The organism is Pseudomonas simiae (assembly GCF_900111895.1).
Classification (GTDB): Bacteria; Pseudomonadota; Gammaproteobacteria; order Pseudomonadales; family Pseudomonadaceae; genus Aquipseudomonas; species Aquipseudomonas simiae.
This window is the reverse complement of record NZ_FOKB01000004.1, coordinates 626,150-639,454: the sequence shown is the minus strand read 5'-3', so window position 1 is coordinate 639,454 and position 13,305 is coordinate 626,150. Positions and strand designations below refer to the sequence as shown.

The 13,305-nt window shown below is 61.0% G+C and carries 12 protein-coding genes; 5 read left to right on the top strand and 7 right to left on the bottom strand.

Annotated elements, in window-relative coordinates; genetic code table 11:
- Positions 1 to 45 precede the first annotated feature (45 nt).
- A complete protein-coding gene (locus BMZ57_RS16315) occupies positions 46 to 1,692 on the bottom strand; it encodes a GMC family oxidoreductase (RefSeq protein ID WP_010211311.1) in 1,647 nt (548 codons plus the stop codon).
- A 128-nt stretch (positions 1,693 to 1,820) separates the two neighbouring features.
- Here BMZ57_RS16315 and BMZ57_RS16310 point away from each other — a divergent pair, with 128 nt between their 5' ends.
- Complete coding sequence (locus BMZ57_RS16310) at positions 1,821 to 2,714, top strand: LysR family transcriptional regulator (RefSeq protein ID WP_010211310.1); 894 nt, start codon at positions 1,821 to 1,823, stop codon at positions 2,712 to 2,714.
- Between the two features lie 5 nt (positions 2,715 to 2,719).
- On the opposite strand, the gene BMZ57_RS16305 is transcribed toward BMZ57_RS16310, so the two are convergent.
- From BMZ57_RS16305 to BMZ57_RS16290, 4 genes are all read right to left on the bottom strand, one after another.
- The gene (locus BMZ57_RS16305) at positions 2,720 to 4,579 is read right to left on the bottom strand and encodes a DUF3857 domain-containing transglutaminase family protein (protein WP_010211309.1); all 1,860 of its coding nucleotides are present in this window, start codon (positions 4,577 to 4,579) and stop codon (positions 2,720 to 2,722) included.
- A 148-nt stretch (positions 4,580 to 4,727) separates the two neighbouring features.
- On the bottom strand, positions 4,728 to 5,828 hold the full coding sequence (locus BMZ57_RS16300; RefSeq protein ID WP_010211308.1) for a DNA alkylation repair protein: 1,101 nt from the start codon (positions 5,826 to 5,828) through the stop codon (positions 4,728 to 4,730).
- Between the two features lie 18 nt (positions 5,829 to 5,846).
- On the bottom strand, positions 5,847 to 7,193 hold the full coding sequence (locus tag BMZ57_RS16295; RefSeq protein ID WP_010211307.1) for a glutamine synthetase family protein: 1,347 nt from the start codon (positions 7,191 to 7,193) through the stop codon (positions 5,847 to 5,849).
- Positions 7,194 to 7,204: 11 nt separating this feature from the next.
- Positions 7,205 to 7,762 (bottom strand): helix-turn-helix domain-containing protein, encoded by a 558-nt coding sequence (locus BMZ57_RS16290; RefSeq protein ID WP_010211306.1) that lies wholly within the window; start codon positions 7,760 to 7,762, stop codon positions 7,205 to 7,207.
- A gap of 153 nt (positions 7,763 to 7,915) precedes the next feature.
- Between BMZ57_RS16290 and BMZ57_RS16285 the strand changes: the two genes are divergently transcribed.
- Complete coding sequence (locus tag BMZ57_RS16285) at positions 7,916 to 8,224, top strand: RcnB family protein (protein WP_010211305.1); 309 nt, start codon at positions 7,916 to 7,918, stop codon at positions 8,222 to 8,224.
- A gap of 77 nt (positions 8,225 to 8,301) precedes the next feature.
- Positions 8,302 to 9,495, top strand: coding sequence for an MFS transporter (locus tag BMZ57_RS16280; RefSeq protein ID WP_010211304.1), 1,194 nt, complete (start codon positions 8,302 to 8,304; stop codon positions 9,493 to 9,495).
- On the opposite strand, the gene BMZ57_RS16275 is transcribed toward BMZ57_RS16280, so the two are convergent.
- Positions 9,458 to 9,730: a DUF1652 domain-containing protein gene (locus BMZ57_RS16275; RefSeq protein WP_010211303.1), complete on the bottom strand. Its 273-nt coding sequence runs from the start codon at positions 9,728 to 9,730 to the stop codon at positions 9,458 to 9,460. The two genes, BMZ57_RS16280 and BMZ57_RS16275, sit on opposite strands and share 38 nt — an antisense overlap.
- A 109-nt stretch (positions 9,731 to 9,839) precedes the next feature.
- Entirely contained in the window at positions 9,840 to 11,330 is a 1,491-nt protein-coding gene (locus BMZ57_RS16270) for a PAS domain S-box protein (RefSeq protein ID WP_069672705.1), read from the bottom strand.
- Positions 11,331 to 11,505: 175 nt separating this feature from the next.
- Between BMZ57_RS16270 and BMZ57_RS16265 the strand changes: the two genes are divergently transcribed.
- Positions 11,506 to 12,474 carry a hypothetical protein gene (locus tag BMZ57_RS16265; RefSeq protein ID WP_010211300.1) on the top strand — a complete coding sequence of 323 codons (969 nt, stop codon included), beginning with the start codon at positions 11,506 to 11,508 and terminating at the stop codon, positions 12,472 to 12,474.
- A gap of 165 nt (positions 12,475 to 12,639) precedes the next feature.
- Entirely contained in the window at positions 12,640 to 13,260 is a 621-nt protein-coding gene (locus BMZ57_RS16260; protein WP_021493370.1) for a transglycosylase SLT domain-containing protein, read from the top strand.
- Positions 13,261 to 13,305 lie beyond the last annotated feature (45 nt).

The following is a 13,305-nucleotide window of genomic DNA, read 5'->3' as shown; positions in this document are numbered from 1 at the left end:
TTGTTCCACTGTCGGCGCCAACCTCAGCGCCGGTTGTCCTACGGGTCATGCGGGTGCAGTCATTTCTCTCTCGGGGGCAAGGTTCCTTGTAGTCGGCGAAAGGATCAGCTGGGCGGCCTTCTCCGCGATCATCAGCGTAGGCGAACAGGTGTTGCCGGACGTGATGCGCGGCATGACGGACGCATCGGCGATGCGCAATCCGGGCACCCCGTGCACCCGCAGTTGAGCATCCACCACCGCGTCTTTATCGCTGCCCATGCGGCAAGTGCCGACCGGGTGGAAGATCGTCGTCCCGATACGCGCGGCGGCTTCGTGCAATTGCTCTTCGGACTGCAGCGAATCGCCCGGCAGGTATTCCACCGGTTTGAACTGGCTCAGGGCGGGTGCGGCAACAATACGGCGTGTCAGGCGAATCGCGTCGGCGGCCACCCGCAAGTCTTCCGGATGACTGAGGTAGTTAGGGCGGATCAGCGGTGCGTCCGCCGGGTTGGCCGAGCGAATGTCGATTCGTCCGCGGCTTTGCGGGCGCAAGTCGCAGACCGATGCGGTAAACGCCGGAAATGCGTGCAGCGGTTCGCCAAAGCGCTCAAGCGACAGCGGCTGTACGTGGTATTCGAGGTTGGCCGACGTCTGTTCCGGGCCCGAGCGGGCAAACGCGCCGAGTTGGCTGGGCGCCATCGACAACGGGCCGCTGCGGTCGTACAGGTAGCGCAGGCCCATGCCCATCTTGCCCCACAGCGTGCCCGCGATCTGGTTGAGGGTGCGGGCGTTTTCCAGCTTATAGATGAGCCGAAGTTGCAGGTGGTCTTGCAGGTTGCCACCGACGCCCGGCAATTCATGCAGTACGTCGATGCCCAAAGGTTTAAGCACATTGGACGGGCCAATCCCCGAGCGCTGCAGGATGCCAGGCGACCCGACGGAGCCGGCGCACAGCACGATCTCCTTGCGCGCTTTCCAGCTCACCTGTTGGCCATGTTGGCGCGCGATCACCTGGGAGGCCCGACCGTTTTCCAGCAGCACGCGGTTTACGTCCACGTCGGTCAACACCGTCAGATTGGGGCGCTGGCGGACCGGCTTTAGAAACGCCTTGGCCGCGTTCCAGCGTACGCCGGCCTTTTGATTGACCTGGAAGTAGCCGCAGCCTTCGTTGTCGCCCTGATTGAAGTCGTTGACAGGGGCGATGCCACTCTGCGCTGCCGCATCACGAAAGGCATCCAGGATCGGCCAATGCAGGCGCTGCTGTTCGACGCGCCATTCACCGCCGTCGCTATGGAATTCCGAGCCGCCGGCAAAGTGGTTTTCGCTCTGCTTGAACAGCGGCAGCACGTCTTTCCAAGCCCAACCTGCGTTGCCTTCTGCCGCCCAGCCGTCGTAATCCTGAGCCTGGCCGCGCATGTAAATCATGCCGTTGATGGACGAGCAGCCGCCCAGCACCTTGCCCCGTGGGTAACTCAGCGCACGGCCTTGCAGGCCTTCCTGGGCTTCGGTCTTGAAGCACCAGTCGGTGCGCGGGTTGCCGATGCAGAACAGGTAGCCGACGGGAATATGGATCCAGGGGTAATTGTCGCGGCCGCCGGCTTCAAGCAGCAGCACCCGGTGAGCAGGGTTGGCGGACAGTCGATTGGCCAGCAGGCAGCCGGCGGGGCCGGCGCCTACGACGATGTAATCGTATTCAGCAGTAGCAATGGGCATCGCAAGCCTCGCTTGTTTTTCTTATGGTTCCATCCTAGTTGTTAGTTTTCGTCTTAAAAATGTTAGTTTTTACCCAGCTGCTGTGCGTTTTTAAACAGCGTAACCGAGGCTCATGCAATGGAGGCGTTATGTTCGACTGGAACGATCTGCGGTACTTTCTCGAGTTGCAGCGCAGCGGCCGCCTGCTCACCGCCGCGCAACGCCTGAAAACCACGCATGCCACCGTGGCCCGGCACATCGAGGCCATCGAGAAGAGCCTCGGCACCGCACTGTTTGTGCAGCATGCCCAGGGCTACGAGCTGACCCCCGCCGGCGAAGCCCTGCTCAAGCATGCCGAAGCCATGGAAAATGTCGCGCTGCTGGCCGAAGACGAACTGACCCACTCCGCCGCGCCTCTGGGCAAGATCCGCCTCGGGGTGGCCGAAGGGTTGGGCGTGATGTTCCTCGCCAGCCGCATGGGCGGGCTGTTCGATCGCTACCCCGGATTGGAAGTGGAATTGGTGGCGGTGCCGCGCTTTGTCAGCATCCTCAACCGCGAAGCGGAAATCAGCATCCATCTTGAGCGTCCAAGTGTCGATCAACTGGTCACACGCAAACTCACTGATTATCGCCTGGCCCTCTACGCCAGCCGCACTTATTTGGACCGCAACCCACCGATTGAGAAGCGCGAAGACCTCGCGGCACATGCGTGGATCGATTACGTGGACGACTTGCTGTTCAGCCAGGAGCTCAAGTTCCTCAGCAGTTTCTGCCGCAACCCCAAGGTGGTGTTCCACAGCACCAGTGTGATCGCCCAGCACCAGGCCGCGCGATCCGGGTTGGGGATTGCAGTGTTGCCGTGCTTCATGGCCTCGGGCGATCCGGAATTGGTGCCGTTGCTGCCGGGGGAGGGGATCCAGCGCAGCTACTGGATCAGCTCGCGCCGGGAGTTGCACAAGTCGGTGCGGTTGCGGGTGTTGTGGGATTACGTGGTGGAATTGTGTGCGCGCGAGCAACGTTTGTTGCTCGGCGAACCCCTGTAGCCGCGTTAGAGTTTCACCACCTGATGCACCTGCTCCGCGCAAGCCCGCGCATCCTCAATCATCTTCCCGAACGCCGTGCTGACAATCTCGTCATGGCCCAACCATCGCACCTTCTGGCTCAGGCGATAGTGGTAGCGCAACCCGCCAGCCTGTCGTGAGCCCTCCAGATCCATGTCGTACCAGGGCGAGCGCACCTGGCAGCCAGGGATAGTTTTTTCCATCTGCCCGCCGCTCAGGGTGATGGTGTAGTCATGGGTTTGCGGATTACCCAGATCCAGCTCGGCCTGCTGCCCTTGTCGGCGATAGTTGATAAAGCCATCCCAACGACCCTTGAGCGATTCATCGCTGTACACATAGTCATTCGCCAGCTTTTCCAGCGCCCGCTGGTCATTCATCTGCGCCGTGACGGTATACCCGTCATGCACCACAAAGCCGGTGGCCGCGCGGGTGATGTGGCAGTCGCTGATCTCGTTGCCGAAGTTGGCGCAGATGTCCTGGTCGGTCGCGGTGCTGCCTTGCTGGCGGTCGGCGACGCTCAGTTGCATCAGCGGCAGGCGGCTGAAGGTGATCGTGGCCTGGGTGGTGCCGGCGCCTTGCTGGTCGTAGCGCACCTGTTTGTCCAGGCGCAGGGTGGTTTCGGGACGTTCCAGGGGGATATGTTCTTCGCGCACTTGACCCTGCGCGTCGTTGACCAGCACCCAACGGTCCTGGATGTCGGGCATGACTTGGCCGGGAGCAAACACCGGGTTGGTCGGGTCGAGCCACCACACCTGGCCGTCCACTTCGGCGCGCACGATCGCGTGGTTCGGCGCCTGGGTGCCGGGGATCAATAGCGATTCGACCACATCACCACGGCTGACCCAGGCGGTCTCGGCCTTGATGCCAGTGGCTTTGAGCAAGGCGGTCAGCAGGATTGCCAGGTCCTTGCAGTCGCCATAACCGTGCTGCTCGATTTCATCGAGGTTGAACGGCACATAGCCGCGCTCGGTCGCACGCCAATCACCCAGGTAACGGTAGTGATCGTTGATGTGCTGCATCAACGCGGCCACCTGTTCCGCCGGCGCCAAACCGCGTACGGCCTTTACAGCTGCAGCACTTTGCGGCGGCAGGTTGGCACCGAGGATCTGGTTGTAGGCTTGAGCGAAACCACCGAAGTACGCCTGGCGCTCCAGGGCGCTACCCACCTCGATACGCGGGATGCGCAACAACGCGGCGTTGGACGCTTCGTTGATGTAGTTGAGATAGGTCGGGGTCTTCTGCACCACGTCCAGGGTCTTGCCGTTCTGCGACACGCTTACGTTGAAACCCTCGAACAGTTCGCTGCGCCACTGGAGGGGGCGCTCTGCCGTAAACCGCGCTTTGAACCGGTCGCGCCGCGCCGGGCTGGGGCCGAATTTGAGGACGTAATGAAACTGGGTCATCAAGGGCTTGGCGGCGTGGTGCTCGCGCACGGTGTAGCGAATCTGCGTGCCGACGCGCAGGTTGGGGAAGGCCAGGGAGGTCTGCTTATCACGGCTGAAACCCTGGTCCGGGTTGGGCGCGGTGCGGGTGTCGATTTGCGTGGCATCCAGGGCCACCGGCTTGGCGCCGGGCTGGGTGGACTGCGCGCTGAGCACTTCGAAGGTGTCGCCCTCGGAGTAATCGAAGTCGATGCGCGAAAGCATTTCGCGGCCGTTCGGCTTGAGGATCGTATAGCGGTAGGTGGTGGTGCAGTCGGTACTGGCGTCACGGTTGAAGTGGCAGTGCAACTCGGTGTCGCTGGCCAGTGGCGCTTCGGCCAGGGGCTGTAGCGCGGCGAACACGCCAGGAGCGGCAAGCCCCAGGCTGAGTGCAATCAGGGGGCGGTGAAACGAAAAACGGTACATGGGCGCCTCAGGTGACACATTGAAACAGCTACCCCGACGGGTAGCGAGAAGGCGCTGGATGATAATGGGTCGCAACTGAGAAAGCCAGGATTGTTCGACAATTATTACGGCTGAAAGGCCCGTTCTAGAGCCTTTTCTTTGATTTGTGTCAGTCGTCTCGCAGTTCGAAGTCGGCGCTGGCTAGCTTCTCTCCGTTGATCAGCACGTGGACCACGTGTTTGCCGGGGTAATGCTTACGCGTGGTCAACTCGCGGATATGTTGCTCGCGTCGCAGGCTGTGACACTCGCCCGCGCCGAGGGTAAACGCCTTGAGCTTGAACACCTTCGCCGCACTGTGGCCGGCGCTTTTCACGTAGTCGATGGCGTAGTCCACCACCAGCTTCTGTGGCGTGGCGGCCGTAGATTCGAGGGTGAAGGAGAGGTTGATGCGTTCGCCCAGGTTGATCACCGCTGGCGTGACCTGCAGGTGGTGGATCTGCACCTCGGCCTTGGCGCCGGCGCCGATGATCGTCAGCGCGCGGGTGTTGCCTTGCTTGATCAGGCTGCGCAAGGCATGGCGGGCGATCCACGCGGTATGAGGGTTATCCAGGCTCCAGCCCTCGATCAGGCTGAGCACCCAGTCCGGATGATCCTTGGTGATGTCATTGAGGTGGTTGGCCACGGACTTGCGCACGTAGAGACTGCTGTCGGCCTTGAGGTTGTCGAGGATCAACGCGCACAGCTCAGGGTCAGCCTGCACCTGGGCCAGGCGGAATGACCACGGCAGGCGCGGTCTTGAACCTTCACTGGCGAGGCGGCGCACGTGCTCGTTGTCATCCAGCGACCAGGCTTGCATCACCGCCAGCGTGCGCGGGAAATCGTGCAGCAAAAAGTGGCGGATGGCGAATTCGGCGGAGCCAAAGGTGGTGAAGTACTTGAGCGCGGCCATGGAGCGCTTGAAGTCATCCAGCCCGTAACTCGCCACGAAATGCGGCAGGAACAGGCTGACAAACGCGCTGTTCAGGCGCGGGGCCAGCGCGTAAAGCACCTTGAGGGTCTGCGGATAGTCCAGCGGGATCACCGCGTACAGACTCTCGCTGACCCGCGCCATGCGCTGCATCACCGACAACTCGGCCAACCCGGCCTTGGCGTGCTTGAGGAAGCCCTTGGCATCGAACGCCGGGTACACCGCCGTCATCTCATTGGCGATGTGTTGCAGGCGTTCGACGTTGAAAATGTCCTTGAGGGCCGGGGCGCTTTGGTCGGTCATCGGTGATTCCAGTGGCGGTTAGAGAAACCAGCGGTATTCCCGCGCGTGGATCTCTTGTTGGAAGGCCAGATGGTCCTGGCGTTTGTTTTCGCAGTACACGTCGACAAATTCGGCGCCCAGCTTATCGCGCAATACCGGTTGATGCTGCATGGCGCGCACGGCGTCGAGCATTTCCAGGGGGAAGTCAGTGCCGCTGCTGCGGTCCTCGTTCAGCGGGGCGATGGGTTCGTGCTTGGTTTCCAGGCCGTGCTCCAGGCCGACGAGGATCGCCGCCAGCACCAGATACGGGTTGGCATCGGCACTGGCCAGGCGATGCTCGATGCGCAGGTTGCGTGGGTCGGACTCGGGGATGCGCACGCACGCGTCGCGGTCTTCAAAACCCCAGCTCGCACGGGTGGCGGCGTTGACCGTAGCGCCCAGGCGGCGGAAGGCGTTGTGGTTGGGCGAGAAGATCGGCATGCAGTGGGGCAACAATTCCAGGCAACCGGCCACGGCATGGCGCAACGGTTGCTGCTGGTGCGCCGCCAGCAGGTTATTGCCCGCGCCGTCATACAGGCTGACATGCACGTGCATGCCGCTGCCGGGGTATTGCAGGTAGGGCTTGGCCATGAAGCTGGCGCGGTAACCGTGCTTGAGCGCCACGCCCCGGGTGCTGCGGCAGAACAGGGCGGCCCAGTCGGCGGCGCGCATTCCATCGTCGAGGTGACCGAAGTTGATCTCAAACTGACCGGGTCCGATTTCAGCGGTTATCACCGTAATGTCTACGCCCTGGTCCTTGGCGGTTTGCGCCATGTCGTCCAGCACTTCACTGAAGCGCGACAGCCGTTCGATATGCAGGTTGGGCTGGTCGTCGGCGTCATCGCTCAGTGGGTCGCGAGCAAATTGCGGCAGCCCGTTGTCGAGTTTTTTGTCGAACAGATAAAACTCCAGCTCGAACGCCACCACCGGGTGAATACCCTTGTGCTGCAGGCGCTCCAGCACTTTGGCCAGCACTTCACGGGGTTCGAATTCGATGGGCGCTTCGGTGCCGTCTGATGTGATCAGCATCTGACCCAATGGCTGCGATTCCCAACTCACCGGCTTGAGCGTGCCCGGCACCAAGCGGCGGTTGGCATCCGGGTCGCCGTCGTTGAAGCAATAGTCGCCAATCTTGAACAGCCCGCCCTGGACCCCCAGCAGCACGGCGTTTTGCGGTAGCTTCAACGGGCTGCCGGCGGCGACTTTTTCCAGCATCTCGATGGGATAACGCTTGCCGTAGAAATGCCCGGGAATGTCCAGGGCGATCAGGTCGACATAACGCACGTCGGGATGGTTCTGGCGAAAGGTCCGGACTTCGGCCAGTAACGTGGAGGCATGGCTTTTCACGGGTGCAGCTCCTAGTTGTAAACCCACAACACGCGGGCGGGCAGGTCGGTCAGATTGGCGTAGCGGCAATGGGCAAAGCTGGCCAGGTGAAAGCTGTCGCCGGGGCCGAGGGTGACGGAGTCGGCCTCACCCTCTACCCACAGCGTCAACTCGCCCTCCAGCACAAAACCGGCCTGCTCGGCGCGGTCGCTCATGGTTTGTTCGCCGCTGTTGGCACCGGGCGCCAACAGGCTGTCGAGCATCGAAAAGGCGCCGTTCATGCTCGGCGAGACGAGGATGTCGGTGATGCCATTGGCGTAATACACCGTGCGCCGCTCGTTGGGGCGCGTGATCCAGTCCACGGCCTTGGGCTTGGGCTGGCTGTAGAAGTAGGTGGTCGGGACATCGAGCGCGTGGCTGATGGCGGTGAGGTCCGCCACCGTCGGGCGTGACAGGCCGCGCTCGACCTGGGACAGGAAACCCACCGAGCGCTCGATTTTTTGCGCGAGCTGGGCGAGGGTAAGCTTTTTGTGCTTGCGCAGGTCGTGGATCAGCGCGGCGAGGGTGGCGAGTTCTTCTTGTGGGGTCATGAAATTTATTTCGATAAATTTCATGAAAAATTACAGGATTTATTTCACGCAGGCAATGCCGTCCTTCAAGCGGTTGGGTGTGAGGCTTGATTGAATGATCATGCGCGCTAGCGGTCCGAAGTTGGGTACGCACCATTCATTGAAGGAGCACCCATGAAGTCCAGATCCCTACTCGCCTGCCTGCTGGTCGCCACCAGCCTGTCCACCGCCAGCTTCGTCGTGCAGGCCGGTGATACCCCTCAGGAAACCGTGCAACCTTCGAACATCAACACCCGCGACCTGAAAGAAGGCGACCGTGCGCCTGATATCCTGATGCGCAAGGAGTCGGCTGTCAGCGACTGGAAAAAACGCGGCCTCAAACAGCCTGAAGAAGACAGCCAGTGGGCGCGGGTGGGCGATAAATTCGTGCTGCTCAAGACCACCAACGGCACCATCCTTGAGATCACGCCCGTCAAGAAATGACCTTGCATTTCTGCCCTGTTCTTGAGTTAAGGTAACCGGCTGAAAAGTCCGCGTTACCTTCAAGGAAAGAGAGCAGGATGCTTGCCACAATAAGAAACTACCCCCGCACCGTTAACCTGCTGCTGTCCGCCACGTTGCTGCTCACGCTGGCCAAGGCAATCACGTTTCCGTACCTGGTGATTTACCTCACCAGTCACTTCGCCCTCGATATCACACAGGTCGGTCTGGTGATCGGCAGTTCGCTGATCGTCGGCTCGCTGCTCAGCGTGTATGGCGGGTTTCTGGTCGACCGTATCAACAGTTATCGGTTGCTGCTGGCCTTCAGCGTGTTGTTTGTGCTGGGCTTCATCGGCACCGTGCTGGCGCGGAATATCTGGGCGTTCTACAGCTGCCTGATCCTGATCAACCTGGCTTACGCGGTAATCGATATCGCCGTCAAAGCCGGCTTCGCCAGCCTGTTGCCCGAAGATGCACGTAGCGAAGTGTTTTCCATCAAGTACACCCTGACCAATATTGGCTATGCCGTAGGGCCTTTTTTCGGGGCGATGATTGCCAAGCTGGATATCAGCTTGCCGTTCATCCTTTCGGCGCTGCTGGGGGTGAGTTTTTTCCTGCTGTACTGGCGCTGGGGCGACCGTACTCTGACGACCGTGGATGCCACGCAAAAGCCAGTGCCGTTCCTTGCCGTCGGCCGGGTGTTGTTAAGGGATCATCGCCTGGTCTGCTTCACCCTAGGCGGCGTGCTCAGCGCCGTGGTGTTCGGTCAGTTCACCGCGTGGCTGTCGCAATACCTGGTGACCACCACCACCGCCGAATACACCTACACCGTGGTCAGCGCTGTGCTGACCACCAACGCGGTGTTGGTGATTACCCTGCAATACGTGATCGGGCGGCGTATTTCGCACCGCTACCTGGGCCAGTGGCTGATCGCGGGTCTGGGCATGTTCATGTTGGGAATCGTCGGATTCGCGCTGTCCACCAGTGTGTTGTGGTGGGTGCTGGCGATGGCGGTGTTCACGGTGGGGGAGATCATCGTGTTTCCGGCCGAGTACATGTTTATCGACCGAATTGCCCCGGACCACCTGCGCGGCATGTACTACGGGGCGCAGAATCTGTCCAACCTGGGGGCGGCTCTGGGGCCGGTGCTGTGTGGGCTAGTGCTGGCCAGCCTACCGGCCCACTACATGTTTTACATGCTGGGAGCGTTCATTGTCGGGGGCGGGGTGTTCTATTTCATCGGGGCGTCGTTAAAGGCAAATCATCCAGCGTGAGCTTGCCCATGGTGTTGCTGTGCAGTTCGTACCGCAACTCTTCCACCATCTTTTCGACTTCTTGCGGGGTTTGCAGCCGATTGGTGCTGATCCCGGTCACCACCAGGTCGACCCGGCCGGTTTCGGCGTCGTAGACCTTGAGGGTCAGCGACGCGTCCCTGCACAGGGTGAACTCACACGTCAGTGGCGACAGGCCTTCTTCGATGCAATTTCGCAGTTGCGAGAGGGTAAACATGCAAGTTCCTTCAGGGCAAAATGTTCGTTCCCTGAAGGGTAGGGCGCGCCTCGCGTTGCAATAAGGCGAATTCGCACTAGCCACACTAGTGCATTTGCACTTTCATGGCCTACTTCTTAACACGCAATTCCCCGGCAAACAGCCCGCGCTCACGGGCCCAAACGATGGCCGCGCTGCGGCTGTGCACGCCCAATTTCGAATACACCGTGGCCACATGGTTACGCACGGTATTGGGCGCCAGTGTCAGGCGTGAGGCGATCTCTTTGTCGGCCAGGCCCTCACAGATCAGGCCGAGCACGTCACGCTCACGGGCGGTGAGGTCGGTGTAGGCGATATTCGGCTTGTTGGGGCTGTTGACGCTTTTGGCGTTGGCGAGTTTTTCGATCAGCGTCTGGCTGAACCACGAGGCGTCCTGCATCACTTCCTCGATGGCCGCCACCAGCTCCAGCTCGGAGCGTTTGCGTTCGGTGATGTTCATCATCACCAATAGGTAGCACGGCACGTCCTCAATGATCACGGTGTCGGCGGACACCACGCAGTCGATCACCTCATTGCCTTTCTTGCGCACCTTGAGGTCCTGGCCGTCGAGGTTGCCGGCTTTTTCCAGGGTGGTGAACAACTGCGCGCCCGCCTGGGGGCTGTCGATAAAGCTGATGTCTTCGATGGACTTGCCGATCAGCTCTTCGCTGGTGTAGCCGGTGATGCTCATGAAGGCTTCGTTGATATCCACTACCTGGCGGTTGCTGGCGCTGCACACCAGGGTCGGAACGGGCGTCAGGCGGAAGGATTTGGCGAAGCGCTCCTCACTCTGGCGCAGCGCGATTTCTGCTTTGCGCCGCGGCTCCAGATCCATGAACGAAAACAGCATGCAGTCTTCTTCGTTCATGTCCAAAGGCTGACCGGCAACAATCACCAATTTGCTGCCGCCCTCAGGCAAACGCAGCTCGGCCTGCATCTGCGGGATGGTGGCGCCTTCACCCAGGCGCTGGATGGCCAGGTCCTTGCGTTCGGCCTGTTCCAGCACATCCAGCTCATAGACGGATTTACCGATGACCTGGTCGCGGTTGTAGCCGGTCATTTCCAGGAAACCCTGGTTGACCTTGATGTAACGCAAGTCACTCAGGCGACAGATCACCGCCGGCGCCGGGTTGGCGTTGAAGGTTTTTTCGAAGCGCTGTTCGGCGCTGGCCCATTCGGTGGCGTCGCTGAGGATCAGTACCAGTAATTCAGGCTCGCCACGGGAGTCGGTGATCACCAGGCTGCGCAGGCGGTGGACCCAGGTTTTCTCTTCATCGGCAGTGGGCGTGACTTCCACCACCACGTCGCTGAATTCATCGCCCCCGGCCGCTCGGGCCAACGGGTAGTTTTCTGGCTGTATTGGGTGGTTGTTGCGGTAGCGCAGGGCGAAGCGCTTGGCATATTGCTGGCCATCGGCCCCTAGCCCCATCACGTCGCCCACACCATGCATGGCGAGGGCTGCTTCGTTGGCCCAGAGAATAGTTTGATCCATCTCGGCCAGAATCACACCGTCGGACAGCCCGGAGATGATCTGCTGCAGTTGGCGACGGTTGGTTTCTTTGGCTAGAACGTCCTGGGTCATGAGATCTCCGGGGTTTTGGGCGCATGGAAAGTACGACATCCGCACCTCAGGATAGTGCAAAGAAAATCCGCAATACGGGGTACGAATGCACTAGATGACCTGGTGCATTTGAGCGGGGACGGCAAGCCGCAGGCTCGCCAGACTGAAATGGTCAATCACTGTAAAAGGATCGAACATGACCACTGTCTATGAAGCCAACCGTTCGCTGTTTCGCGTGTCCTGGAGTTCCGTGCTGGCCGGTAGTGCAATTGCGCTGGTGACCTACCTGGTGCTGAGTGTGCTGGGAACGGCCATCGGTGCCAGCGCTGTCGACCCGATGAAGGCGGGCAACCCGCTCAGCGGTTTTGGCACGGGCGCGGGGATCTGGCTGTTCGTCTCGACGCTGGTGGCAATCGGCGTGGGGGCCTTTGTGGCTGGGCGGACCGCCCCGGATCGTGGCGGCCTGCACGGCGTGCTCACCTGGACCCTGACCACCTTGCTCACTACTTGGCTGCTGGCCGGGCTGGCCGCCAGTGTCGTCGGCACCGCCGGTAATGTGGTGGGCAAGGGCCTGTCGGCAGCCGGAAGCGGCATCGCGGCGGCAGCGCCGGGCATTGGCGACAGCGTCAAGCAGCAACTGAACGAGCAGGGCATCCAGCTGGATTGGAACAGCCTGCAAGGTGAACTCGACACCTTGCTCAAGCAAAGCGGCAAGCCTGAGCTGGACCCGGCCAACGTCGAACAGAAATCCGATCAGGCCGCCGCCGATGGCAAACAGACCGCCACCGACGCTGCGATCAACCCGGCCCAGGCGGGCGATCAGTTGAAGCAATGGTTCGAGCGTGTCAAAGCGTCTGGTGAGCCTGCGTTGAATGCTGCGGATAAAGACGCGTTGGTCAACATCGTTGCTGCCCGCACCGGTAAGAGCAAGGCAGAGGCCACGCAGATCGTCGACAACTATGCCCAGGCTTACCAACAAGCCATGCAAAAGGTCGATGAGTTGAAGCAGCAGGCCGAGCAGAAAGCCCGTGAAGCCGGTGAAGTGGCGGCTCAACAACTCTCCCGTGCGGCTTGGAGCACCTTGGCTATGTTGCTGCTGGGCGCAGCGCTGAGTTTCTTTGTGGGACGCATGGCCCTGACCACGCGTCGAGTGCCGTTGGCTTAACGGCGTGTGCAGCAAGGACGCTGCTTTTCGCCGGCATCAAACCTGCCACCGTCGGCAGCCATCCGGTTGCTGGATCAGTTGGGCAGGTGCGGATGACAGGTCGGCATCAACCTCAATGAATGGGTAAAATGCCGGCCTTTTACGCGTATCCCGCAAAGGTGCCCCTTGAGTGCAGGCAAAGCTGTCGGACTGTTATTACTCACATCCATGCTGGCGGCGTGCGGCACCTCGCCGCCACGCACGCCCAATGACCTCTGCGGTATCTTCCGCGAAAAGGACGACTGGTACGACGCCGCCAAAGTCACGCAAAAACGCTGGGGCGTGCCGATCCAGGTGCCGTTCGCCATCATGTATCAGGAGTCCGGCTTCCACCAGGACGCCCTGGCCCCACGCAAATACCTGTTGTGGATCATCCCCTGGGGCCGCGTTTCCACCGCTGCCGGCTACGCCCAGGCCAAGGACGAGGTGTGGAACGACTACCGCAAGAGTACTGGCCGCAGCGGCGCCAGCCGCCAGGACTTCGACGACGCCATCGACTTTGTCGGTTGGTACATGGACAAGACCTACACCGTTAACGGCGTATACAAATACGACGCTTACGGCCAGTACCTGAACTACCACGAAGGCTGGGGCGGCTACCGCCAGCGCACCTATGCCGCGAAGGCGTGGTTGCCGCCAGTGGCCAGCAAGGTACAGGCGCGTTCGCAGATGTATGCGGCGCAATATGCGCGGTGCAAGGATGATTTGGGGCGGGGGTTTTGGAGTCGGTTTTGGCGGTGGTTGTAAGAGGGTAAACGCTGTTCCCACGCTGCATGAATAGTGCAGCGTGGG